Raw genomic sequence first — 25,980 nt, 5'->3', positions numbered from 1 at the left:
AAAAATAGAATAACATGAGTAAAAGAGATGATTTAATTGTAAAGTACGCAGCAGATTTAAAAGATAAAATTGGTGTAACTCCAGATATGGATTTGTTAACTAAAGTGACTATTGGTTGTGGACCATCTATTTACAATGCAGATGCAGCAACCGTTTCTGGATCTGATGCATCGGAACTTGCAACCGTTAAAAATAATTTTTTAATTAAAAAATTAGGTTTAGCAGATAGCGCAGATTTAGATAAAGCGATTGACTCTGTAATGGAAAAATATGGCAAATCGAATAGAAGTAAGTACAGAGCAGTTGTATATTACTTATTAACACAGCATTTTAAAAAAGAGTCTGTTTACAAATAGATTTTTTTTACTAAATAAAACGAAGCGCTACTTTAATGTAGCGCTTTTTTACTTTCTAGTAATTTCGTTTTTAAAAAATATCATTTTTAAATTTTAATATCCTTACTTTTGCACCATGATACATTTAGGAGAATACAATACGCTTACTATTATACGTGAAACAGAACCAGGATTATTCTTGAGTGATGAAGATGACAATGAAGTTTTACTACCAAATAGATACGTGCCAAATGAATTTAAAATTTGGGACAAACTAGAAGTATTTATCTATTTAGATAATCAAGAACGTTTAGTTGCTGTTACAGATAAACCATATATACAACGAAATGAATTTGCTTTATTACGCTGTAATGAAAAAACAAAACATGGTGCTTTTCTAGATTGGGGAATGGTAAAAGAATTATTCTGTCCTTTTAAAGAACAAGCCTATGACATGGTAAAAGGTGGTTGGTATTTAGTGTATTGTTATTTAGATGAAGAAACCAATAGGTTAGTAGCGTCTAGTAAAACTAATCAGTTTTTAGATAATAAAGATTTAACGGTTGCAGAATATGATGAAGTAGATTTAATAGCTTCTCATAAAAGTGATATTGGATGGAATGTAATTATTAATAAAGTACACTCTGGTTTAATTTATACCGATAATATTTTTCAAGATATTAGTGTTGGAGATAAGTTAAAAGGGATTGTAAAGAAAATTCGTCCAGGGAACAAAATAGATATTATTTTAGGGCAAGTTGGTTATAGAAATATCGAGCCAAATGCAGAAATAATAATGGGGCATTTACAAGATAATAATGGTTTTTTAAATCTTACAGATAAGTCGAAACCAGAAGTGATTAAAGATGTGCTTCAAATGAGCAAAAAAAGCTTTAAAAAAGCGGTAGGAACTTTATACAAACAAAAGCTTATAGAAATTAAAGAAGATGGTATTCATCTTGTAAACTAGTTTCGTTTTAGTTTGTTTATACTAAAAAGAAATAAGATTATTGTTTAAATGGTTTTTGTTTTTTAAATCTAAATTCACATTTTTAGCCCAAAGAATAGCGTGCTCTATATTTTTGAAACGCTCCATTTTCGAAGCAAAGAAGAATTTTTCAATCATGGCATTTATCCATCCATTTTCAGAATAAGAAACAATAGCATATCCGTTTAAATTTCTTTCCGATTTAAAGAATTTAAACCAATCTATTGGGTTTACAGAATATTTATTTACACGATTAGATATGTAGCAGATGGGTAGATTTTTGCCATAATATTGTTCTGCAGCTTCTATGATATCTTGCGAAGCTTCCCAATTATATATAACACCTTCATGTATTTCTGAAATAATAAAATCTTCAAAAAAGTAATATTTTCCATATTCAGAAATATGTGTGGATTCTATATAATGTTTTAAATCTGTATCTTTAATTCTCATAAAATAGCGTTTTATAGAATAAATTTAGAGTTATTAAAATAAGTTTTAATGTTTAGAACGCTGATAATTAAACAGTTCGATGAAGTGTTTGTTTTATCGATAATGTAGGTAAGAAGATTTGGGGCAAAAAAGTAAAGGAAGCTAAAAGTAGATTAAATTAGTTTTTAGGTGCTACTAATGTGTTTAGGGAATTTTTAATCTACTTTATTTAAGCAGTCCTTTTATTCGTTATTTTTGAAAAATTATTTATCGCTTCTTGCAAGCTTTTAAAGCATTCGGTTTTACAATTAATAAAGGTTTGTTCTAATTTTGCGTTAGAATAAGCCAATTCATTATAGTAAACAAAAGAAACACTTTTTAAGGCATCTGCATGTTCATTTTTATAAAAATCAAACCAATACGTAGGTTCTACAGAATAATTATTTATTCTATTAGATATTACATGAATATTGGTTTTTGTTGCATACTGTTCCAAAATTAATCTGGTTAATTCTTCAGAAGTTTCCGTCCCATATACCACACCTTCATTAATTTCGGTGACGACAAAGTCTTTGAAAAAATAAATAACACCAAATCTGGTGACATTTATGCCTTCTACAGATGGAGCAAATTTTGAATCAATTAATTTCATAGCGGTTATTAATGTGATACAAAATTATATTCTACACGTCTTATTATCAGTGTTTTAAAATTGTTTTTCAATAAACACGATGAAACGGATAAAAAATCAGTTAAAACACATGATTTTTGTAAGAAATTACAACTAATTAAATGTTTGGTAAAATATAAAGTGTTGTTTTATAGTTGTTTTTGTGCTGTATTAAAGTTGTTGAAATGTATGTTTTCATGCAGTGACGTAAATAATAAAAAAAATGTATTTTTACAGTCTAATAAGAGAACATGAGTCAAATAGATTGGAAAACCGCTAAAGAGTATGAAGACATTACTTACAAAAAATGTAATGGTGTTGCAAGAATAGCTTTTAACAGACCAGATATAAGAAACGCATTTAGACCAAAAACGACAAAAGAATTGTATGATGCATTTTATGATGCAGGAGAAGATACAAGTATTGGTGTGGTTTTATTATCTGCTGAAGGTCCTTCAACCAAAGATGGTATCTGGAGCTTTTGCTCAGGAGGAGACCAAAAAGCAAGAGGTCATCAAGGGTATGTTGGAGAAGATGGTTACCACAGACTAAATATTTTAGAAGTACAACGATTAATACGCTTTATGCCAAAAGCTGTAATTGCAGTAGTTCCTGGTTGGGCTGTTGGTGGCGGACATAGTTTACATGTGGTTTGCGATTTAACGCTTGCTAGTAAAGAACACGCCATTTTTAAACAAACCGATGCAGATGTAACTAGTTTTGATGGTGGTTATGGTTCGGCTTATTTAGCTAAAATGGTTGGGCAAAAAAGAGCACGTGAAATCTTTTTCTTAGGAAGAAATTATTCTGCACAAGAAGCGTATGAAATGGGAATGGTAAATGCCGTGATTCCACATAACGACTTAGAAGATACTGCTTTTGAATGGGCACAAGAAATATTGGAAAAATCGCCAACATCTATTAAAATGTTAAAGTTCGCGATGAATTTAACAGACGATGGTATGGTTGGTCAGCAAGTATTTGCGGGTGAAGCTACACGTCTAGCATATATGACAGACGAAGCTAAAGAAGGTCGTGATGCTTTTCTAGAAAAACGTAAGCCAAACTTTCCGAAAAAATGGATTCCATAATTTATGAGTAAACTTAAATATTGGATACAAGCCGCAAGATTAAGAACCTTACCGCTTTCTGTTTCCGGAATTATTGTTGGTTCCTCTTTAGCTGCATATAATGGTTTTTTTGATTGGCAAATTTTTATTTTGGCTATATTAACAACCATTAGTCTTCAAGTGCTTTCTAATTTTGCTAATGATTATGGTGATGGTGTAAAAGGAACCGATAATGAAGATCGAATTGGTCCGGAGCGTGCTTTGCAAAGTGGAAATATCTCTGCGGAACAAATGCTGGAAGTCATAAAAAAGAATATTCTTATATGTATTATTTTGTCCTTTGGCTTAATTTATTCTGCTTTTGGATCAAAACATTTATTGTATGCCCTAATCTTTTTTGTTATAGGATTGCTTTCTATTTATGCTGCCATAAAATATACCATGGGAAGTAATGCTTATGGTTATAGAGGTTTAGGAGATATTTTTGTGTTTCTATTTTTTGGTTTGGTAAGTGTAATAGGTAGTTATGTTTTGTATAGTAAACAAATAGATCATGTTACTTTTTTACCCGCTTGTACTTTAGGTTTATTAAGTGCTGCAGTACTAAACCTTAACAATATGAGAGATATTGAATCGGATAGAAAGGCAGAAAAAAACACGCTGGTTGTTAAACTAGGTAGTGCTAAAGCCAAGAAGTATCATTACTTTTTAATCATTTCGGCAATAGCTTTATCCTTTTTGTATGGTATTCTTTATTATAATTCGATATTTAATTTTTTATTCTTAATCGCGTATATTCCTTTATTTATACATCTAAAAACAGTAAAAAATAATACTGAGCCTGTTGCTTTAGACCCAGAATTGAAAAAATTAGCACTAACCACATTTTTATTTGCTATTCTTTTAGCTATTGGACATTTATTGTAATCTGTTTCTTATAGAATCCTTTTGAAATACGAATTTTCACATCTAGTTATTTGTAAATCAAATAATTATATGTATATTTATTTTGTTGATGCGACATAGTTTTTTTTAAAACGAAGGTATTAACTTCAATTTTGGGGATTGAAAAACTCAGACAAATTCTACAATATGTCTGAGTTTTTTTTGTATTTTTCTTTTCTAAAAAATAATTATGAAAATTACATTTTATGGTCATGCTAGTTTAGGTATTCAAATGGAAGATGTACATATCCTTGTAGATCCATTTATAACTGGAAACCCGAAAGCTTCACATATTGATATTGATACACTGAAAGCAGATTATATATTATTAACACATGCGCATCAAGATCATATTTTAGATGTAGAAGCTATTGCGAAACGTACAGACGCTGTAATTGTTTCCAATTTTGAAATTGTTACGCATTTTCAAAACTTAGGTTTAGAAGGGCATCCAATGAATCTTGGTGGTACTTGGGATTTTGAATTTGGAAGTCTTAAATACGTAAATGCTATTCATACTTCCTCTTTTCCAGATGGGAGCTATGGCGGACAACCAGGTGGTTTTGTTCTAGAAGGAGAGCATAAAAATATATACATCGCTGGAGATACTGCGTTAACCATGGATATGAAATTGATTCCGCTACAAACCAAATTAGATTTAGCCATTTTACCTATTGGAGATAATTTTACCATGGGAATTCCAGACGCTATTCTTGCTAGTGATTTTGTGGAATGTGATAAAATTTTAGGTTATCATTATGATACTTTTGGTTATATAGAAATTGACCATGAAGTTGCAAAAAAAATGTTTTTTAATGAAGATAAAGATTTGATGCTGTTGGAAATTGGGGATAGTATAGAACTTTAAGTTTATTGTTTTTAGACTAGTAACAAAATGTTAGAGATATTATTATCGGTTCTCGGTGAATTCGGACTTATTCGTGAAGATTATAAGCATCGTAAAAAGGTAAAAGCAAAGGAAAATGAAGATGGAGTAAAAAGACCATTCCAACGCTACTTTTTGCAACCAAGCACATTAATTTTCCTTTTTTTATTACTATTTACTATTATTGCTTCTTTTGTGTTTTTCAGGTATCAAAATAATTCTATTTATCCGGAGAAAACAAGAAAAGAATTAGTTGAAATTAATGTATGGACAGAGAAGTGGATAGAAAGTTATGGTCGATTTCCAACAGATTTAAATGAAATAATAGGGAAAAATCCTATAATGCAAGATTGGAAAAAAGATGCATGGAATCGATCTTATAAATATAAAAAAACTAAAAATAAAAAAGGATTTTCAATAATATCTGCTGGTTTTGATGGACAATTTGAAACGGAAGATGATATTAAATTGGAATAAAAACATGATTTAATCTAATCATCCTTCCAAATCCTCTAAAGCCATCGTATAATCATATTGCAAATCTTCATGCAAGCCATAAATAATCTTTTTTATAGCTGCTATTTGTCGGTCGTAAATATTAGTAAGGGTAACGTTTCTTTTTATAGATGGTTTAAAATCTTTAAGCTTTTGACAAAAGTAGAGTAGTAGTTCTACTTCGGTTTCCTTTTTTAAAGAATAGCGGCTAAACTTTTTAATGAGTCTTAATATTTTACGAACACTCTTTTTAATGTAAAAATAGCTATCTGTATTTATTGTTTCAAACTGGGTGTCTATTTCCTGTTTTACGTTTTCAATATAACTAGCTTCATCATGCGCTTCAAAAAGTAAATAGGTAAGTAGTTCCTTGTTTTCCTTTTTAAAGCGAGATAGACGTAAACAAAGATCCATTAACTCTTCGGTAGAGTTATGTTTCAATTCGTCTTTAAGTTGTTTTACAGTAGCTGTTTTCATCTTTACTTACCACGAAAGTGGAAATCTATTTTTAGTTAGCGCAATCTTTATACTCTTCTAGTATTTGTTTTAAGTTTTCCTTTTCGGAAAGATCAAACTCTTTGTTTTTAATGTCTTCCGAAACGCTAGAACAGTTAGAAATATATTCCGCTAAAGCGTTAGATAGTTTATCATTATTTCTATTATCAATCATGAACCCATCTTCCTTATCTGAAAATTTTAAAACATAGGTTCCGTTTTCTCCAGGTTTGCTTAGTAGCATATTACCATCTACCGTTTCTTCCACTTGATAGAAATACGAATTGTTGAATCCGAAATTAGTAGCATTAGCAATTTTCTTCATGGTATTCCCTTTTGTTTTTAATCCGTAAAAACACTTTTCTACACCATTATCCATAGCACAAAAAGAAACTTTATCTTTTGCTGTGAATTTTTTAATACGAGATCTTCCTTTGTCGTTTAAGTATTTTACACTCACATTTTTCCCGTAGTTATCTATAGAGGTAGCATCATAAACATTAGGTTCTTCTTGGTTGGGGTTTAATTCTAGTTGTTCAAATACGGCATAGATAGTTCCTTCATATTTTACACCTTCATCATCAATTACATATCCAGAAACGCCATAAAGATTCACGCTATTTTCTTTAGCAACTTTTACTTTAGCTTTATGTAATGCTGCTTTATTTGCTTTTGCTTGTCGGCCAAAGGTATAACCTTTCAGTAATAATTCTTCCACTAATAATTGTGAAAAGCTTCTTGAAAATTTACCCGTTATCATGGTTCTTGAACCATAATCGTAAGTGAAAGTATCTCCAGAATAGGTTAGTACATGAACGGAAGTATCTGTGTTTGATGTTTTTTTAGTTTGTGCCACAGAAATTTGATCAAGATCTGTAATGGTATATACATTATCATGAAACGACGCATGGCCAACAATGTTTGTACTTTGAAACCCACCGAATAAAATGGTTCCATCATCTTTTACAAAAGGATTATACTTGCGCATTAAGCTCTTTTTAAGTGCGTCTTTATTTTCTAAATCGGCAATATCACCAGCGTATTTTTCACTTAAAGATTCTCTTTCTTCTGCAAAGAAAGTCGCAACGTTTTCTTTATTAATTCCGTTAGTATCAATTAGATTGTATTTCTCGGAAAGTAAACGAACCATTATTTTTTTAGCACTAAAGGATACTTTTAAAATTTCGAAAGGAATTTCGGTTTTCACACCTTCGTTATTAATAACTTCTACCCATTGAAAACCTTCAATTTTAAATTCTTCTTCGCCATGAAAAATAGCATCAAAAGCTTTATCCCCATTTAAATAAGAGAAATGGTATGTTTTATCTTTAGAATCAAAATTGGCAACAGCAGTGTCATCAAATAGAAGTTTGCCTTTTTTTATTTTTATTTTCTGTGCGAAAGTTACTAATGGTAAAAGGAGTAGGATACATAATATGTTTTTCATAAACGGTTTTTGTTTTTCTATATAGAAGTTGCAAAAATACAAAAACTAAGCTAAGAAGGTTTTTATCTTTTTTAATGGCATCTTTCAACTGAAAACAGCATATTACTATTGTATTTTATAGTGCTTCTTTATAGTTTGTTTTACTCGAAATAAGCGAAAAATACCAATTAATAGTATTACAGGAGAAATTGCAACTAGTGCAATACCAAAGGTTTTTAGCTGCGAAAAAAGGTCTAGTTTTAAAATGGCAATTCCAGTGCCTAAAATGACTAGAAAGGTTCTAAAATACGCTAAAAATGTGCGCTCGTTTGCAAGTTTGGTTCTTTCTATTGCTAGCCAATCTCTAGTGGTTAGTGTGTTTTCTTCTTTCATTTAAATATTATCCTTTTAATAAATTAACGCTAACAGTAGCTAGCTCGTTATCTGGAAATCTTGAAAAATAATTCTTATCTGGTTGCAATCCCGCTTCGGCAGCTATTTTATTAAAAACATCTACCTCTAAAATAAATTGATCACTATAACCATGTGTGGCATCATAAGCTGTTGCTGCTGTTTTACCAATATTTCTTGCTGTAAATTTTGGATCTATAGTATGTAGTTCTATAATTAATAAACCAAATTGTTCTACATACGGTTTCCATTTTAATAGATGCTCACGTAAAGAGTCTTCTACCAAATTATTACTAATACGTTTTCCATGACTTGCATAAGCTCCAGTAGAAGAACTTATTTTATTGGTAATATTTTTTGGTGCTTCCCAAATTCTATTATGATCTAAAAATGTACGCACATTGAGTAAATCTTTAAGAGCAATATTATAATCTTCTTTAAGATCGTTTGCTAATAAATCGGGTCTACCAATATCTCCCCAAATTACTTTTGCCCAAATATCTGCTTTAATTAAATTGGCTCTAGTGACTTTTAATGCGGCTGAATTAAAATCTGCTCCAACTAATAATAAAGGGTATTCTTCTAGCATTTTACCACGTAAAGTTTGGTGTTCAATAACATCAAAAATATGATTTATAAAAGCACCATTACCACAACCCATATCTAGAATCCCTTTTGGTTGTTCGTCAATAGGTTTGTTAAAGAGTTTAATAATTACTTGGTCTATCACTTTAAAATAGGTAGAATGTGCGCCACCACTTCCCCAAACATTCATTTCCCGGTGTACGTGTTTTTCTATTTCGTCTGGTGAACTTGTTTGTAATATTAACGGATTACCAAAAAGTAATTCGTCTAATTGTAAAAAGGTTGGTAGATATGAAACGGTTACCCCATAAGCACTTGCTCGTTTAGCGAAGAACAATCCTTGATCTGTAAATTGATAGGTATTTTTCTTTTTGGTAAACCATCCTAAATGCGAAAAGAAATCCAGTATTTTTTTAAAGCTTTCCGGATCTTTATGATATTCTTCTGCTGTAAAAGAAGCTTCCATAAAGTATTTATGAAATAAGCCATTTACACCTAACATAACAATTATAGGGCCAACTATACAGCCTTCAATATGCTTTAAAACTTGTTGTTCTATTTTTGTTTCTGCTTGTAAATCGAAGTTATTTTGATACTTTTTGAAAATACGATCTAAAGCGATAAAAGCATCCGTACCAATATGTTTTTCTGGGAATTCAACCGAATAGGAGAGAAGCTTTACAGCATCTTCATATAAAGGAGCTAATTTAAATGCTTCCTCGCTATTTTCATTTGTTTGATAGCTAACCCTGTTAGAAACATTATCTATATGTTGCACTAGCCAACCTTGTGAAGCTAAAATGCGTAATGCAATGTTTAAATAGCCTTCGTTTGCTTCAAAATGAGTAGCAACTTCATCAATAGTTACTTTTTTGTTTTTCAGTAAAAAATCTAAAACATCTTTTTTATAAAGAGCAAAACTTGTTGTAGCAGTTGCAATGCCATCTAAATGTCTAAAAATAGTGCCGCGAAGTTGTTCTTTATCGTTTTTAGTTAGCATATTGTTTTAGGGTTGATTTTATAAATATAAAAAAAACCTTTCAAGTATTTCTTGAAAGGCTTCTTAATTGGTTTATAAATATAAAATTATCTCAATTTTGGAAAATCACCAGGATTCGCCTCATGCATTACTTTATATACCGCTTCAAAAATATCTTCTAGTGATGGTTTAGAAAAATAATCTCCATCCGTACCATAAGCAGGACGATGACTTTTAGCAGTCAAGGTTTGTGGTTTACTATCTAAATGTTCGTATGCGTTTTGTGTGTTTAATATTTCGTTTAAAATATAAGCAGAAGCTCCTCCAGGAACATCTTCGTCAATTACCATTAGACGATTTGTTTTTGCTATACTTTTTACAATATCGTGATTAAGGTCAAAAGGTAATAAGGACTGAACGTCTATAACTTCAGCATCAATACCAACTTCTATTAATTCTTTTGCAGCTTGCGCCACAATATTTAATGTAGAACCATAAGAAACTAAAGTAATATCACTTCCTTCTTTTACGGTTTCTACAACACCTATTGGTGTTTTAAATGCACCAATATTGTTTGGCATTTTTTCTTTTAATCGATATCCATTTAAGCATTCTACAATTAATGCAGGCTCGTCACTTTCTAATAAGGTATTGTAAAAACCTGCAGCTTTGGTCATGTTTCTTGGAACTAAAACATGAATACCACGAACTAAGTTAATAACACCTCCCATTTGCGAACCAGAATGCCAAATTCCTTCTAGTCTATGTCCACGAGTACGAATAATTAATGGTGCTTTTTGGCGACCATATGTTCTATAATGTAGTGTTGCTAAATCATCACTCATTATTTGTAAGGCGTATAAAATATAGTCTAGGTATTGTATTTCGGCAATTGGTCTAAGACCTCGCATTGCCATTCCAATTCCTTGTCCTAAAATAGTTGCTTCACGTATACCTACATCTGAAACACGTAAATCCCCATACTTTTCTTGCATGCCTTCTAGACCTTGGTTTACATCTCCAATATGTCCAGCATCTTCTCCAAAAATTAAAACTTCAGGATGGTTCGTAAAAAGGGCATCAAAATTATCTCTAATTACTAATCGTCCGTCTACCAATTTAGCATCATCGTCATACGTTGGTTTTACTTCTTTTACGTGTAAAGCGGAAAGTTTAGATTCACTATGTAAGTGCGAACTATATTTAGGTTGTATTTTATCTATATAGGTATTTATCCAATTTACAATTTGTGTTTTCTCGGAAGAAGTTTCATTAAGTACATAACGTAATGCTTTTCTAGCTGTAGAAAGGTTGTCTTTTCTAATCGGTTCTATAATTGCATTTAAATCATTTGTAAGTTTTGTGATAAATGCTTTGTTAGCACTAGAATTAGCTAGGTTTTGTAAAAGTGTAACAAGTTCATTTCGTTCTTGTGTGATAGGATTATTATAAGCAGACCAAGCCGCTTTTTTACCTTCACGGACTTGCTTTTTAATGTCTTTTTCAATGACTCTAAGTTCATCTTTAGTTGCAATGTTATTTGCAATTAACCATTCACGCATTTTAAGATTACAGTCGTGTTCTGCTTCCCAATTAAGGCGATCGGTATCTTTATAACGTTCGTGTGAACCAGAAGTGGAATGTCCTTGAGGTTGCGTTAATTCATTCACGTGAATTAATACAGGAACATGTTGTGTTCTTGCAATTTTAGAAGCTTTTTGGTAGGTATCTACTAAAGTAGGATAGTCCCAACCCTTTACTCTTAAAATTTCGTAACCGTTTGTACCTTTTTCTCTTTGAAATCCTTTTAAAATTTCAGATATGTTTTCTTTTGTAGTTTGGTGTCTTGCGTGTACTGAGATTCCGTATTCATCATCCCAAACACTCATTACCATAGGTACTTGTAAAACTCCGGCTGCATTTATTGTTTCAAAAAACAAACCTTCACTTGTACTTGCGTTACCAATAGTTCCCCAAGCTACTTCATTTCCTTTCTCCGAAAAATTGGTAGTATCTATTCCTTTTACATTTCTATAAATTTTAGATGCTTGTGCTAAACCCAGTAAACGCGGCATTTGTCCTGCAGTAGGAGAGATGTCTGCACTTGAATTTTTTTGTTTTGTAAGATTGTTCCAGTTACCATTTTCATCTAAACTATGGGTTGCAAAATGGCCTCCCATTTGTCTTCCAGCTGACATTGGATCATGTTTAATATCTGTATGGGCATATAAACCAGCAAAAAATTGTTCGATAGTTAATTCTCCAATGGCCATCATAAAAGTTTGATCTCGATAATAACCAGATCTAAAATCTCCATTTTTAAAGGCTTTTGCCCAAGCAAGTTGTGGGATTTCTTTACCATCTCCAAAAATACCAAATTTCGCTTTTCCTGTAAGTACTTCACGGCGACCTAATAAACTACATTCTCTGGAAGTTACAGCAATGGTATAATCTTTTAAAACTTCCGCTTTAAAATCGTTAAAAGAAATGTCTTCTAATACCTCTGGATTTTTTGTCATTTTAGATGCTTTCATATAGTTACAAATTTAAGAAAAATAAAAGGTTTTTGCAATATGGAAAAGTCTTAAAAAATTGTGAAATTATTAGTTAAGAGTAGTTTTTGTTGTATTATATTGAAAATAATGTAATTAAACGCCTTTTCGCTGAATATATTTTAAACTGTTTTTGATAATTTATATTTTTGTTATCCCTATAATATTGTTGTCTTTTTTAAGAGGTAACACACTCATTATTATAGTGGTATTTAATGAAAATAAAGAAATAGCAGGAATAAGTTTGCTTGTAAGTCCAATAGTTTCAGAAAAGAGGAAAAGTATTTCTAATACATACATGAAATAAGATTCATACTTATTATTCTGGTATTAATTTTACTGAATATTTTCAGAAAAAAGAAAAGCAATTAATACCAACGTCTTCTAAATAATCCTAATAACGATTGTATATCTGCAGTAAATTTAAAACGTATTTTCTGACTGTATTGTGGTTGTGCTATTTCCCAGCCAAGGTTAGAATATACAGGAAAATAGATTTCAAAATAATCTTCCACTAGATTTACTCGTACACCAGAATCATAAACAAATTTAGCATATTCGTGTTTGTTTTTTACGGCACCTAAATCTCCATAAGCATGAATGTATTGCCAGATGGAAGTACTTATGTTGGTGCTAGCCATCCATTGGTTAGCGAAAGAAGGTTTTATTTTAGATTTAAATCCCCCTTCTGCAATAATTAACTCTTGACTAAAAAGTCCTGTGCTTTCCGATCGTCCTAAATAACTATAATCAAATAAATAGTCGGTTGGTCTATCTAAAGCAAAACTAAAATAGTTATTATTTGCTTCGTTTTTATTTTTTAAAAATGCACCTGCAAAGAAACGTACATTAAGTTGTCTGTTGTTTTGGTATAATTTTCTGTATTCGTAATTAAAGGATACTTTACTAAATGTTTGTGATGCTTGAAAATCTGCAAACCAACTAGAAAATTCTATTAATCCTGGGTTTTTATGTATATATCTAAGGTTTAATATATTGTAGTTAGGTTCTGCTTCGTCTAATAAAATATTATTTACATCTTCATCTCTACGGATACTTATATATCTAAAATTTAAATACTCTCTTTTATTTGCGCGTAAGTTTTCTGTATCTCTTAAATGAAGTGTTATAGATGGTTTTATAGAAGTTACAAATAAGCCAGGTGCATAACTTTCATAGCTACCGGTTAAAACATATTGAATTTTAAATAAGTTTCTGTTGCTCGTGTTATATTGATTATAAACAAGATTTCCAGATCCAGTTATCGACTTCGATTTTAATCCGTATTGTGGTGCGATTTTATACGTTAAATCTTTTTTAAGCATGGTTTTATTATATGCTTTTGTGCCTACTACTATTCCATCATATATATTATTAAACTCTAAAATTGGCATAATTAGTACTTGATTGTATCTTGTGTCTTCTACGTCTTTTAAAAGTCTAATCTGTAAAGGTTTATTTAATAAAGAAGTAGTTAATGATTTTGTGTTATTTCTGTTATTTACTTCTGGTGTTATTTTATCTTGATTAATTACTAATTTGGTTGCATCGTTATTTGCTAATGTAATGGTATCAAACTTTTTGTTACTTGCCATCCATGTTTTAGATAGAATACTATCTTTTTGTAAAGCAAATAAGGAGGAAGGCATACTAGACTTGCTTTTGTTTTTTACGATTACTTTAATAGAGTCTTTACCTTTTTCTACGGTTTTAATTTTGTAATCTATCTTTTTTGAAGTTTTTAAATATTCATCGAAAAACCAATCAATGTTTTTAGAAGCTTTAGGTTTTATAAAATTTTCGAAATCTTTTGTGGATGTAGTTTTTAGTTTTTGATTGGATAGAAAATCAAGAATAGATGTATCCATATCTATACTTTGGTCATAACTATCTAAATATTCTAAACCAATTGCTGCTTTGTTAGGGTTTGCTATATTTTTGTTGAATTTTAATAAAGAATCTTTTTGCATGGTAAGCGGTTGATCCTGATAATCTTTAGCCATAATCATATACAAAAGGTTGTACTGATCATTAAAATCTAGCTGTGCGGCATAAAAGGATTTTATTCCCCAAATATTAGAAAGACTTCCAAGGAATTTCATATTTGGGTAATAGGTTTCGACATATTTTTTTAAATAATATATTTGAATTCCATCTATTAACCATTGGTCTTTTCTTGGGTTTATAAGAAGCGTGTTTTCTAAATAATTATATAATGCTGTTTTTAAAAGTTTTAATTCGTATTGAAAGCTATCTGGAAACGGACGAAAGAAATCTGGTAATAAATTAAGTCCGTATATAGGCTTCTGTTTATAGTCCGTTTTTGAAACTAATAAGCGTTCATGTGGATAATCACCTAGATTTTGAGTAATAAAACCAGCTACTTTATCGGTAATAAGTACTCTTTCTACTTGGTCTAAATTTTCATCATCAATACTAGATACCACACTAAAATAATCGGTTTCCACAGTATTAAATTGTGGTTGACGTAATAAAAATAGTTTGGTGTTAATTCTATTTTTTCCTTCTAAGGTTGTAACAATAGTGTTGTTCTCTTTTGTACTTTTTATTTCATTAAGTTCTGATGTTAAAATATAACGCTCCGGATATGTGATTTTAAAAGAGTGATCTGCCTTAGGAATATATGCGTCTTCTAAATCTTTATTGCTAAAGTAATGCCAAGATCCATCATAAACAGCAGGAGTAATGTACCAATATTTTAGTGTGATGTTTTGATCTTTATAAATACCATGACGTGTAAATTTTGCATTAGGTATTTGAACGATATAGTTTAAATGAAGAGTATATGTTTCGTTTGGAGCTAAAGGAGTGTTTAATTTAACTTTAATAATATCTAGTTGATCTTTTAATCTTTCGTGAGTAACCTCTTGGTTGTCTTGTTGTAAAGAGGTAATTACTGTATAACCTCTATCTTCATTTTTCGCAAAATGAAAGTCGTTTTTATATTCTTCCGCAAAACGTTTTGCTAAAGGAGTGGTTTTAGTGGAATAACTATTGCTCCAATCGTTTAAATAAATATATTCTAAAGTATTGTTTGATGTGTTTTGATATTGAATAGTTTGATCTATTTGTATTTTTTTATTTTCCACATCAAAAGTAGCTTTAAGGTCAATGGTATTTTGACTAAAACTATAAAAATTCACAAGTGTGAATAGGGCTATAAGTAGGTAACGATTTCTCAATTTACTTTCACAAACTTTAAAGGTTCTACATTAAAATTAGGTGTTGTAATGTAATATAAACCATTAGATAAATAAGAAACGTCTATTTGATGTGTTTCTGTATTATTTAAAGGAATAATTTTTACTAATTGACCTAAAGTATTGAAAATGTTTAGATTTTTATTGGCGAATAGTTGATTGTTGGTTTGTAAACTTAATGTATTAGAAATAACATTAGTGCCAATTATTTCATAATAATTAGAAGTAGTGTATTCTGGAACACTTAAAAATTGCTGATTAGCTTGTATTTGTAAGGTAACCGGAAGGTGATCGCTAAAATTATATAGAGCTTCTCTTATGTCTAAAGAAAAATCTTCCGTATTTGGATTGTTATCTTCTGCGCAATTGTTAGATGTAATATCTTGGTTATAACAATTAACGTTTGCGTTATTTCCAAATACTTGATAGGAGTCTGCAACAAAAAATAAATCTTCATTAGTACCAGTAGTATTATCCATACTTTCTGAGGTTAGTATAAAATCAAACCTGTCATCAAATCCACCAGTTGCTCCTCCCATTCCTGTAGTCGTTCTGGTAGATTGTGTAAAAACATCTATAAAATCAGTGTTGTTATGCCAGGAACCTATTTTATTAGCAGGATCTATAAATGTAATATGGTTTTCGCTATTAATTAATTCTTGAAAAGCAAGTTCTGAGCTTCGATACAAATTAAAATCTCCAGCAAGCAGGATGTGATTGTCTTCAGGTAAAGCATTTAAATAGGTATCTAAATCTTGTACCATTTGGAGTCTAAGCTCTTGATTTTCAATTCCGTTTGAGGCTTTTAAATGCCCAACAATTACATCTAAAAATAAAGGGGTGTTTTCTTGGCCTACCGTGTTCAGTTTTAGTCTATAGTGATTGAAATCTCTATAAAGTGTAGGAATAATAACTTGACTTTCTAGGCTAAATTTCTCACTATTAAAGAAGATTAGGTTTTGTAAATCGTTTTGATTTCCAATAGCATCGTCTGAAGTATTTAACTTAAAACCAGCCATTGCATAGTTAGGGTTAATATCTTGTTGCATCATATTAATAATGCTATTTGCGCCAGTTTCATTATTTAGCTCACAAACCATAAATAAATCTGGTTGGTAATCGGTTAAAATAATGCTTAAATGATTTATCCTATTGGCAGGAACTGTTTGTGAAGGAAAATTTAACAAATTATAAAACATAGCATTAAAAGTGTCTTGCGCTAAGACACTTTTAATGCTAATTAAACTTATAAAAAGAAATAATACTTTTTTGTTCATGCTTATTTTCCACGAAAGTGGAAATCATTTTTTATTTAAGTGATATTCACTTTAGAAGTTAGGACTAAAGCCATATTCTTTATAGAAAGCATCTAGAATATCTATTACTTCATCTTCTGTATCTACAAGGTGAATTAAATCTAAATCTTTTTCACTTATATTATTAAACTTACCTAATAAAGTAGATTTTACCCATTCAAATAAGCCTTCCCAGAATTCTCTACCAACAAGAATTATTGGGAATTTTTCAATTTTATTGGTTTGAATTAAAGTGATTGCTTCAAATAATTCATCTAAAGTTCCAAAACCTCCAGGCATTACTACAAAACCTTGTGAGTATTTTACAAACATTACTTTACGCACAAAGAAGTAATCGAAATCTAAACTTTTATCGTGATCTATATACGGGTTATCGTGTTGCTCGAAAGGTAATTCTATATTTAAACCAACAGAGGTTCCACCACCAAGATGTGCACCTTTGTTACCAGCTTCCATAATTCCTGGTCCACCACCAGTAATTACACCATAACCATGATCTACAATTTTATGTGCTACTTTTTCTGTTAATTTATAGTATTTATCTTCAGGTTTTGTTCTTGCAGATCCAAAAATGGAAACACAAGGGCCTATTTTACTTAGTTTTTCATAACCATTAACAAACTCTCCCATTATTTTAAAAATGGCCCAAGAATCATTTGTTTTCTTTTCATTCCAACCTTTTGGATGTTGTTCTTCTCTCATATTTTTTATTCCATTTGCCACGAATACACGAATGTTTATTTAATAATGTAATTTCTTTGAGCTTTGCTCTGTAGCTTCAAATAAAAATATTTTATTTTGGCTAATATTTTGAAATGACAATTTTATTCTAGTGTAATCGTATTATTAATATTTTTATTTTTTTCTTCAGTCTTCAGTCTTCAGTCTTCAGTCTTCAGTCTTCAGTCTTCAGTCTTCAGTCTTCAGTCATTTTTTTGCAACTTGCTAATTTACTTCTTTTTTTAGCACATCCACAAAAGTAGGTATTGTTATTTTAATTCAATTCTTTCTTTAAAAACTTAGCTGTATAACTCGTTTTATGTTTTGCTACTTTTTCTGGCGTACCTTCAACAATTATTTCACCACCATTTTTTCCGCCTTCATAACCAATATCTATGACGTGGTCTACGGTTTTAATAACATCTAAATTGTGCTCAATAATTAAAACGGTATTTCCTTTGTCTGCCAATTTATTTAGTACAATCATTAAAACTCTTATGTCTTCAAAATGTAACCCTGTTGTTGGTTCATCCAGAATATAAAAAGTATTTCCAGTATCGCGTTTGCTAAGTTCTGTAGCTAATTTAATACGTTGTGCTTCTCCTCCAGAAAGCGTAGTGCTTTGTTGTCCTAAAGTAATATATCCCAAACCAACATCTTTAATGGTTTTTAGTTTTCTATTAATTTTCGGAATATGTTCAAAGAAATCAACAGCTTCGTTAATCGTCATGTTTAAAACATCACTAATACTTTTTCCTTTGTAACGAATCTCTAATGTTTCGCGATTGAATCGTTTACCTTGACAGGTTTCACATTCGACATATACATCTGGAAGGAAATTCATTTCAATAACACGTAAACCACCACCTTGACAGGTTTCACAACGTCCTCCTTTTACATTAAAACTAAATCTTCCTGGTTTATAACCACGAATCATAGCTTCTGGTATTTTGGCAAATAAACTTCGCACTTCGCTAAAAGTTCCTGTATACGTTGCAGGATTACTTCTTGGCGTTCTACCAATTGGCGATTGGTTAATATCAATTACTTTATCTATATGTTCTAAACCTTTTATGCTTTTGTATGGCATTGGTTTTTTAACGCCATTAAAATAATATGCATTGAGAATAGGATAGAGGGTTTCGTTTATTAAAGTCGATTTCCCACTACCAGAAACTCCGGTTACACCTATCATTTTTCCTAAAGGGAATTTTACCGAAACATTTTTTAAGTTATTTCCTGTACAGCCTTTAAGCTCCAAAAATTTCCCGTTACCTTCTCTTCGCTTTTTAGGAACTTCAATTCTCTTGGTTCCATTAAGATAATCTGCCGTAAGTGTGTGGTGTTTTAAAACCTCTTCAGGAGTACCTTGGCTAATGATTTCGCCTCCGTGTTTTCCTGCATGCGGACCAATATCAATCACGTGATCTGCACGTAAAATCATGTCTTTATCGTGTTCGACAACAATTACAGAATTACCAACATCTCTTAACGAAACTAAAGAGTTGATTAGTTTTTCGTTGTCTCGTTGGTGTAAACCAATACTAGGTTCGTCTAAAATATAAAGCACGCCAACTAGTTGTGAACCAATTTGAGTAGCCAAACGAATACGTTGCGCTTCACCACCAGAAAGGGTTTTAGAACTTCGGTTTACAGAAAGATAATTTAAACCAACATCTAACAAAAATTGTAGTCTGTTTGTTATCTCTTTAATAATTTCTTCTGCAATTTTGAATTGTTTTTTAGAAAGGCTTTTTGGTAATTCTTTAAACCATTCCGCTAGATCTATAATATCTTTGTTTGCCAGTTCGGCAATATTCTGATCGTTAATTTTAAAGTAAAGCGATTCTTGACGCAGTCGTGCTCCATGGCATTCGCTACAATCTACTTTATCCATGTATTCTTTTGCCCAACGTTTTAACGAAGTCGAATCTGCGTTTACATACTGACTTTCAATAAAATTAGCAACACCTTCAAAATCTATTTTATAATCTCTTTTTATACCAAGGGATTTACTGTCTACAGAAAACTTTTCGTTTCCACCATACAAAATCATTTGTTTGGCTTCTTCAGGGATACTTTTATACGGATCACTTAATTTAAAATGATAACGCTGTGCAATAAGTTCTAACTGCTTAAAGATCCAAGAGTTTTTTTCTGGTCCGTGCGGCGCAAGAGCACCATTTTTTATAGAAATAGAATCGTCTGGAACAATCTTACTTTCGTTTACTTGGTATAAAGTACCGATACCATTACATTTCGGACAAGCACCTTTTGGGGAATTGAATGAAAAATTATTAGGCTCAGGATTTGGATAAGAAATTCCAGAACTAGGACACATTAAACTTCTACTGAAGAAACGTGTTTCATTTGTATCTTGATCTAAAACCATTAATACATCGTTACCATGATACATAGCAGTATTTATGGTTTCGGTTAACCGTTTATCATTATCTACAGATGCATCAATTTTCAATCTATCGATTACAATTTCAATATCATGATTCTTGTATCTGTCCAGTTTCATGCCTTTTACCAGATCTTTTATTTCACCATCTGCACGTACTTTCACAAAACCTTGTTTCGCAATTTGCTCAAACAATTCTCTGTAATGCCCTTTACGGGAACGCACAACAGGAGCAAGAATATTAATACGCTTACCAGAAAAACTCTCTATAATTAAAGCTTTTATTTGGTCATCGTTATAGCTCACCATTTTTTCGCCAGTATTATAACTGTACGCATCACTAGCTCTTGCAAAAAGCAAACGCATGAAATCGTAAATTTCGGTAATGGTACCAACGGTAGAACGTGGCGATTTACTTGTGGTTTTCTGTTCGATAGCAATTACTGGGGAAAGTCCATCAATTTTATCGACATCCGGACGTTCTAAACCACCAAGGAATTGTCTTGCGTAGGCAGAGAATGTTTCAATATATCTACGTTGCCCTTCGGCATAAATGGTGTCAAAAGCCAATGAGGATTTTCCACTACCAGACAATCCGGTAATAACCACTAGTTTTTCTCTAGGAATAGTAACGTCAATGTTCTTTAAATTATGAACACGAGCACCTTGAACTTCAATATTTTCTTCGAATTTGGACATAAATTTGCAAAGTTGCAAAGATACGATTTTTGTTAGTATAATAGAAGGGAACCTTATGCTAAGAATTTATTAAATATTTGTTACTATTTTTTAAGTTTTTGTAATTCCTATAAAAAAAGGAAAGCCCCAAAACATAGGTTTTAGAGCTTTCTTTATTTGGTTAACTATTAATTATTCGATAATCAATTTCTTTGTAATTCTTTTGCCACCATCTATAACCGTCATTAGGTACATTCCTGAACTAACGTTGTTTAAAGAAATGGTTTCATTAAATCTAGATGTTGCATCGTAGTTTTTGTTGTAAACTAATCTTCCTGAAATATCATATACGTTAACATTTATGTTTTCTCCAGAATTAGAATCGAAGGCCAAAGAGAAATTTCCTTTATTCGGATTTGGGTATAAAGCAAAGTTGCTTAATTCTAAATTTTCTGTGCTTAATGTTACAATTGTAGTTGTAGTACAAAGCTCTATAGACCATTCATTTACAACTCCAGCATCTCCATTATAAAAATCTACAAAAACAAGATTCCACGTTCCAGAAGGGTTATTACCAATAAACCCTGTCATAGGACTTGCTGGAGCATAGGTTCCTGTAGTTGGCGAAGCACATAGTATTGCTGGTTCACCATCTTTAAGTGTGACATCTATATTACCATATTGTGCATCACTGCAAGTTCTTGCCCAAATATTAGAAAATCCACCTCCATTAGGGGTTTGTAATTGCATGATTAAATCTCCAATATTACTATGTGTAACATCAGCACTTATTCTAACATCTGTAATTGGAGTGGTTTCTGTAACGGTTACAGGTATAAAAACTGGAGTTCCTTGCACATTTGCACCACTACTATCTGGAATTGCTGTAGCGATTGACCCTGTGGTATATGTATTACAGTTCGTGGTTGTTACTACCGTTGCGCCTATAGAAAAGGATTTTGACATAGCAAAAAAGATGTTTCCTACAGCTTCAATTTTAATTCTACAATATGGTTCTTGTCCTATTGGAAATGTAATAGATTCTGAACCATCATTAGGTGTGTTACCTGCTAAAGTACTTGTAAATGTTTGTCCGCCATCTATCGACAATAAGATATTTACATTTGCTGTATTAATACCATTGCCATTAGTTCCCGCAACATCCCAAGTAATAGTAGTTGTAGATCCAGAACTAAAGCTTTCATTGGTAGTGCTTGGTGCAGTAACGATAAAAGGACCTGCATTTGCTGTGGTTACTGTCATGTCATCTCTGTTGGTTTGTCCACCATTTGGAGAATCATTGTCTCTAACCGTTAAGGCAAAATCCATAGTTCTAGCTACATTAGGAACTACTTCCCATGTAGGTGTTAAGTTATCGTTTAAAATATAATTCAATTCTGGGAATGTACGATCTCCAGTTGTCTTTGGAGAATACGATCTAAATTGAGGGTCTGTTGTGCTTGTCGTAGAAGGAACGTTAGTGGAAACACCAACATCTGTTTGTTCCCAACAATAGGATAATGTGGTTCCGTCTGGATCGGTAGCAGTTCCTGTTAACGTAAATGCTGTTCCGTAAGGAATCGTGTAATCACCTCCTGCATTTGTAGTAGGAGCAGTGTTTCCATTCGGTGTCTCTGTAGAGCACGTTGGCTCTCCTGGAGGTGTGATACGTGTCCACATTTCGTCAATACTAATAGCGTGAAAATGATCATCACTATTTCCTTGTACATTGTCTGAGCCACAAATACCAGCATAAGCCATAATAGTTGTTCCACTTCCTGGTTCTACAGCAGTTGTAGCGCTTCTGTTTCCGCCAGAACAATTTCCTTGTCCACCATTGAATGTATGGTTTGCACCAAACTGATGTCCCATTTCATGAGCTACAAAGTCTATATCAAATGGGTCACCAACTGGATTTGGAGATCCAGTAACTCCTCTTGCTTTAGCATTACTGTAGCAAATACCACCACGAGCAGCTAATCCACCACCTCCTGTAGTAAATACATGTCCAATATCGTAGTTTGATGTACCTATATTAGCGTCCACAATGGTTTGGTTTTCATTAATTAATGAACTTGCGTCATCATCAGTAAACCCATCATTTTCAGCTAAAAATATTATACTTGCATTATTAACTAAAGTCATTGTTGTAGATAAGTCTCTTTCAAAAACAGCATTAACTCTAGTCATTGTAACGTTCATTGCAGCTAAAACAGTAGCTCTTTTTACAGCATCTGTTGCACCAGCTTGACCAGCTGCGTTAATGTGATAGTTTGCATATTCTTGCGTACAGGATAAAGCTAAACGAAAGGTTCTTAAGACGCCATCATTTGCATTTCTAGCGCCAGAACTAGTCTCTGTATTTCTGTTTTCGGTAGTGTCATCTACAAGACATCCAATTCTTTCTTCTAAATTAGAATAAAGATTTCCTTTGGCATACATCATGTAGTTCTTTAGATCTTTGGTTAATGGATCTATGTAAAACGTTTGCCCAATAGCATGAACGGTTGCATGGAAACCAAAAATGGTTGTAGAAAAACGAAGGATAGTTCCCGTTTTTTCTCTACTAACACCAACATAAGATTGAATTTCTGGATGATTGATAGCTAATTCTGAATCTAAAATAGAAGCATTATATACTTCGAAATTTTCCATTTTTCCTGCTGCTCCGGGAAATTGGATAACAACATTTGAACTTGAATTTAGATCTCTTTTAGGAGCTTCAGACAGTAGTTGTTTTAATCCGTTAAAGTCTAACGTATAGATATCATATACAGAAGGTATGGATTTTCGTTCTAGTAATTGGTCTTGGTTAAAATTAGTGTTATTTGATACTTTCCAAAAAGATTTTCCTTGGGAAAAACTAATCAAAGGAAGAAAAAATAAAATAATTAGGTATTTTTTTATCATGATTTATGGTTATTAAGGTTATTCAAAAATAACAATTTTTAAATTATATATTAAGACGAAAGGTAATATTTTGTATTTTATAATTTAGTGCTTTGCTTTTTATTTTAAATAAGTTACAAAACAGTAAAGGTATAACAGGTTTTTAATTAATGTTTTAGTTAGTAAAAAAGGATATGAAAATACTAGGAATAGGTTCCAGAATAAACCACAGCGAATTTGGAAAAGGAGTAGTAACCAATATAACCTCTAAACAGTATTGGGTTACTTTTATGGAAAACGGATTGGAAACCATAGATTTAGATGCTGATTTTGAAGTTATTGAAGCGGCCGAAAATGAAGTGGATACCATCAGTTTATTTGATGTGGAAAGTAGCTTGGTGCAAATTTTAAAAAAGTGGAGCGATGTATCGGAAATTGTGCCAATTGGCGATAAGTGGAAAGGTGGAAAACTTATTCTGCAACCAGAAGACACTAATCTTAAACCGAAAGAAATTAAAGTGGAAGACTTTTTTCATAAAATAACAATGGTTAGAGACCGACTTCGTGTTATGGAACAAAAGGTAAATTCTAGTAATCTGCAAGCTCAAGAAAAAACAGATTTACAACAATATATTACACGTATCTACGGAAGCTTAACCACTTTTAATGTGCTTTTTAAATCTAAAGAACAGCAGTTTGTTGGGCAAAAGAGTAAGTAGTCTCAGTCTCAGTCTCAGTCTCAGTTTTCAGTCTCAGTCTTAGTTTTCAGTCGCAGTCGCAGTTTGCAGTCACAGTTACAGTTTGCAGTCACAATTTGCAGTTGGGATTGGTGTTATTTAAATAACATAGATTACTTTAGAAATTAGTTTTTATAAGCCTGTACTTTCTTTAATATATTTTTTTTGGTTAAAGCAGTAGCAGTTAAAACACCAGAAAATAATGCCGATCCTATTCCTGCTGTCATAATATCTTGACCAGTTAGGTAGAAATTTTTAATAGGTGTTCTTGGCTTCAGGAATTTTTGTCTAAAGCGTTTCGGACTATGATCCAATCCGTAAATTTCCCCTTCTTCATAATTCACAAAATGTTGTGTGGTTAAAGGTGTAGATAATTCATAACAATCTACTTTTTCTCTAAGATGTGGTAGTTTTTTGAATAGTGCTTCTAGTAATCGTTGGGCTATTTTTTCTTTTAACTGTTCATAATCTTCGCCTCTTTTTTTCCATTTAGTACCTTTCCATTCGTTAAAAGTATCATTGGGCATGAGTGTAATAATATCGATGGCACTTTTTCCTGGATATCTATTTGGCCAATCTGGATCTTTAGCAGAAGGAAAAGAGATGTAAACCACAGGGAAAGGTTGGTCTGGGTCTTCTAAATAACGGGCAATACTTGCGTCATGATCTAAGTCTTCTGGATAAATCCAATAATTTGTTTTTGGTAATTTAAGTTCCTCGGGAGAGCCTTCTAAACCAATATATAAACAAGTTGAAGCAACCGATCGCTTCACTTTTTGTAATTGTTCTTTTAAGTGGTGTTTTGCAACAGTATCTTCCGGAAGTAACTTGTTATACGTTGTCATAATACCAGCTCCACTGATAATATTTTTAGCATAAAAAGATTTTCCATCTTTCATTTTTACACCTTTAGCTGTATTGTTTTCAATAATCACTTTATCTACTTCGGCACTAATTAAAAGTGTTCCTCCAGCTTTGGCTATTACGGGAACTATCGTTTTTACAATTTGTGAAGATCCTCCAACAGGAAAGCTACCTCCAGCAAAATAATGTTTTGCAACTGCAGTATGCATGACAAAACTACTTTCTTTTGGTGCTAAACCGTAATCGCCATATTGTCCGGTTAGTACTTTAATTAGTTCTTCGTTATCGGTAAGATTTCTTAAAACGTCGTAAGTAGTTTGATCGGAATATTTATTGTAAGGTTTTCGCATAAATCCGCCAATTAACTTGCTTAATAATGGCGGAAGAGATTTGTCTAAATAGAATTTTTTACTAGTTTTACTCGCTTTAAAAATAGTACTAATGTATTCGGTGATTGCTTTTTCTTCTTCCGGAAAATAAGAAATCATTTTATTTTTGAAGTTAGTAACTCCTTTTACAAAATCATATTCTTTATCGCCAATGATGATTTTATCATACATATCTCCCATATCTGCCCATTGCAAATTATCATCAGAAACATAACTAAATAGTTTTCTTAAAATGCTTTTTGGGTGTTGCATATCGCCTATATAATGAATACCAACGTCCCATTCATAACCTCTACGTTTAAAAGTATGTGTAAATCCGCCAGGTTCATAATGACGTTCTAGAATTAATACTTTTTGTCCTTGTTTGGCCAATAAAGCACCAGTTGCAAGACTACCAATTCCAGATCCAATAATAATAGCATCATAGTTCTCTTGAAGTTCTAGTTTCTTTTTATAAGATTGAATCATAATGCTTTTAATTTGTAAAGTG

Annotated in this window: 20 protein-coding genes; 7 read left to right on the top strand and 13 right to left on the bottom strand. The window is 31.8% G+C overall.

All coding sequences use genetic code 11. The features are described from left to right. Positions 1–14 precede the first annotated feature (14 nt). Together FG167_RS16155 and FG167_RS16150 are read left to right on the top strand one after the other, a co-directional pair. The gene (locus tag FG167_RS16155) at positions 15–356 is read left to right on the top strand and encodes a DUF2853 family protein (protein WP_203459243.1); all 342 of its coding nucleotides are present in this window, start codon (positions 15–17) and stop codon (positions 354–356) included. Between the two features lie 115 nt (positions 357–471). Continuing rightward, on the top strand, positions 472–1,305 hold the full coding sequence (locus tag FG167_RS16150; RefSeq protein WP_203459242.1) for a S1 RNA-binding domain-containing protein: 834 nt from the start codon (positions 472–474) through the stop codon (positions 1,303–1,305). A 21-nt stretch (positions 1,306–1,326) separates the two neighbouring features. Here the strand turns inward: FG167_RS16150 and FG167_RS16145 are convergent, their stop codons facing one another. Together FG167_RS16145 and FG167_RS16140 are read right to left on the bottom strand one after the other, a co-directional pair. After that, positions 1,327–1,776: a hypothetical protein gene (locus tag FG167_RS16145; protein ID WP_203459241.1), complete on the bottom strand. Its 450-nt coding sequence runs from the start codon at positions 1,774–1,776 to the stop codon at positions 1,327–1,329. Positions 1,777–1,984: 208 nt separating this feature from the next. Beyond that, positions 1,985–2,407 carry a hypothetical protein gene (locus tag FG167_RS16140; protein WP_203459240.1) on the bottom strand — a complete coding sequence of 141 codons (423 nt, stop codon included), beginning with the start codon at positions 2,405–2,407 and terminating at the stop codon, positions 1,985–1,987. A gap of 269 nt (positions 2,408–2,676) precedes the next feature. On the opposite strand from FG167_RS16140, the gene FG167_RS16135 reads away from it, so the two are divergent. The 4 genes from FG167_RS16135 to FG167_RS16120 all read left to right on the top strand — a co-directional run bounded on the left by FG167_RS16135 (position 2,677) and on the right by FG167_RS16120 (position 5,803). Further along, a complete protein-coding gene (locus tag FG167_RS16135) occupies positions 2,677–3,516 on the top strand; it encodes a 1,4-dihydroxy-2-naphthoyl-CoA synthase (protein WP_203459239.1) in 840 nt (279 codons plus the stop codon). A 3-nt stretch (positions 3,517–3,519) separates the two neighbouring features. After that, positions 3,520–4,422 carry a 1,4-dihydroxy-2-naphthoate polyprenyltransferase gene (locus FG167_RS16130; protein ID WP_203459238.1) on the top strand — a complete coding sequence of 301 codons (903 nt, stop codon included), beginning with the start codon at positions 3,520–3,522 and terminating at the stop codon, positions 4,420–4,422. A 208-nt stretch (positions 4,423–4,630) separates the two neighbouring features. After that, positions 4,631–5,308 (top strand): metal-dependent hydrolase, encoded by a 678-nt coding sequence (locus tag FG167_RS16125; protein ID WP_203459237.1) that lies wholly within the window; start codon positions 4,631–4,633, stop codon positions 5,306–5,308. A 27-nt stretch (positions 5,309–5,335) separates the two neighbouring features. Next, positions 5,336–5,803, top strand: coding sequence for a type II secretion system protein GspG (locus FG167_RS16120; protein ID WP_203459236.1), 468 nt, complete (start codon positions 5,336–5,338; stop codon positions 5,801–5,803). 18 nt (positions 5,804–5,821) lie between these two features. Here the strand turns inward: FG167_RS16120 and FG167_RS16115 are convergent, their stop codons facing one another. The 10 genes from FG167_RS16115 to FG167_RS16070 form a co-directional block, all read right to left on the bottom strand. Continuing rightward, the gene (locus tag FG167_RS16115; protein WP_203459235.1) at positions 5,822–6,298 is read right to left on the bottom strand and encodes a hypothetical protein; all 477 of its coding nucleotides are present in this window, start codon (positions 6,296–6,298) and stop codon (positions 5,822–5,824) included. Between the two features lie 31 nt (positions 6,299–6,329). Continuing rightward, the gene (locus FG167_RS16110) at positions 6,330–7,763 is read right to left on the bottom strand and encodes a hypothetical protein (protein WP_203459234.1); all 1,434 of its coding nucleotides are present in this window, start codon (positions 7,761–7,763) and stop codon (positions 6,330–6,332) included. Between the two features lie 105 nt (positions 7,764–7,868). Beyond that, the gene (locus tag FG167_RS16105; RefSeq protein WP_203459233.1) at positions 7,869–8,135 is read right to left on the bottom strand and encodes a DUF202 domain-containing protein; all 267 of its coding nucleotides are present in this window, start codon (positions 8,133–8,135) and stop codon (positions 7,869–7,871) included. Between the two features lie 7 nt (positions 8,136–8,142). Continuing rightward, positions 8,143–9,738, bottom strand: coding sequence for a class I SAM-dependent methyltransferase (locus FG167_RS16100; RefSeq protein ID WP_203459232.1), 1,596 nt, complete (start codon positions 9,736–9,738; stop codon positions 8,143–8,145). An 86-nt stretch (positions 9,739–9,824) separates the two neighbouring features. After that, complete coding sequence (locus tag FG167_RS16095) at positions 9,825–12,236, bottom strand: thiamine pyrophosphate-dependent enzyme (protein WP_203461141.1); 2,412 nt, start codon at positions 12,234–12,236, stop codon at positions 9,825–9,827. Between the two features lie 401 nt (positions 12,237–12,637). Next, complete coding sequence (locus FG167_RS16090; RefSeq protein ID WP_203459231.1) at positions 12,638–15,472, bottom strand: metalloprotease; 2,835 nt, start codon at positions 15,470–15,472, stop codon at positions 12,638–12,640. Next, a complete protein-coding gene (locus tag FG167_RS16085; protein WP_203459230.1) occupies positions 15,469–16,767 on the bottom strand; it encodes an endonuclease/exonuclease/phosphatase family protein in 1,299 nt (432 codons plus the stop codon). Before FG167_RS16085 ends, FG167_RS16090 begins: the two co-directional genes overlap by 4 nt. 51 nt (positions 16,768–16,818) lie before the next feature. Continuing rightward, the gene (locus tag FG167_RS16080) at positions 16,819–17,508 is read right to left on the bottom strand and encodes a TIGR00730 family Rossman fold protein (RefSeq protein WP_203459229.1); all 690 of its coding nucleotides are present in this window, start codon (positions 17,506–17,508) and stop codon (positions 16,819–16,821) included. Between the two features lie 292 nt (positions 17,509–17,800). Further along, complete coding sequence (gene uvrA, locus FG167_RS16075) at positions 17,801–20,632, bottom strand: excinuclease ABC subunit UvrA (protein WP_203459228.1); 2,832 nt, start codon at positions 20,630–20,632, stop codon at positions 17,801–17,803. Positions 20,633–20,803: 171 nt separating this feature from the next. After that, complete coding sequence (locus FG167_RS16070; protein ID WP_203459227.1) at positions 20,804–23,521, bottom strand: zinc-dependent metalloprotease family protein; 2,718 nt, start codon at positions 23,519–23,521, stop codon at positions 20,804–20,806. 173 nt (positions 23,522–23,694) lie between these two features. On the opposite strand from FG167_RS16070, the gene FG167_RS16065 reads away from it, so the two are divergent. Beyond that, positions 23,695–24,219, top strand: a complete 525-nt coding sequence (locus FG167_RS16065) for a hypothetical protein (RefSeq protein ID WP_203459226.1) — start codon at positions 23,695–23,697, stop codon at positions 24,217–24,219. A gap of 143 nt (positions 24,220–24,362) precedes the next feature. Here FG167_RS16065 and FG167_RS16060 read toward each other — a convergent pair whose 3' ends face one another. Continuing rightward, the gene (locus tag FG167_RS16060; RefSeq protein ID WP_203459225.1) at positions 24,363–25,958 is read right to left on the bottom strand and encodes an NAD(P)/FAD-dependent oxidoreductase; all 1,596 of its coding nucleotides are present in this window, start codon (positions 25,956–25,958) and stop codon (positions 24,363–24,365) included. Positions 25,959–25,980: the final 22 nt, after the last annotated feature.

It is taken from the genome of Lacinutrix sp. WUR7 (assembly GCF_016864015.1).
Lineage (GTDB): Bacteria > Bacteroidota > Bacteroidia > Flavobacteriales > Flavobacteriaceae > Oceanihabitans.
Note: the sequence above shows the minus strand (reverse complement) of the source record. Positions and strands in the feature narration are given on the sequence as shown.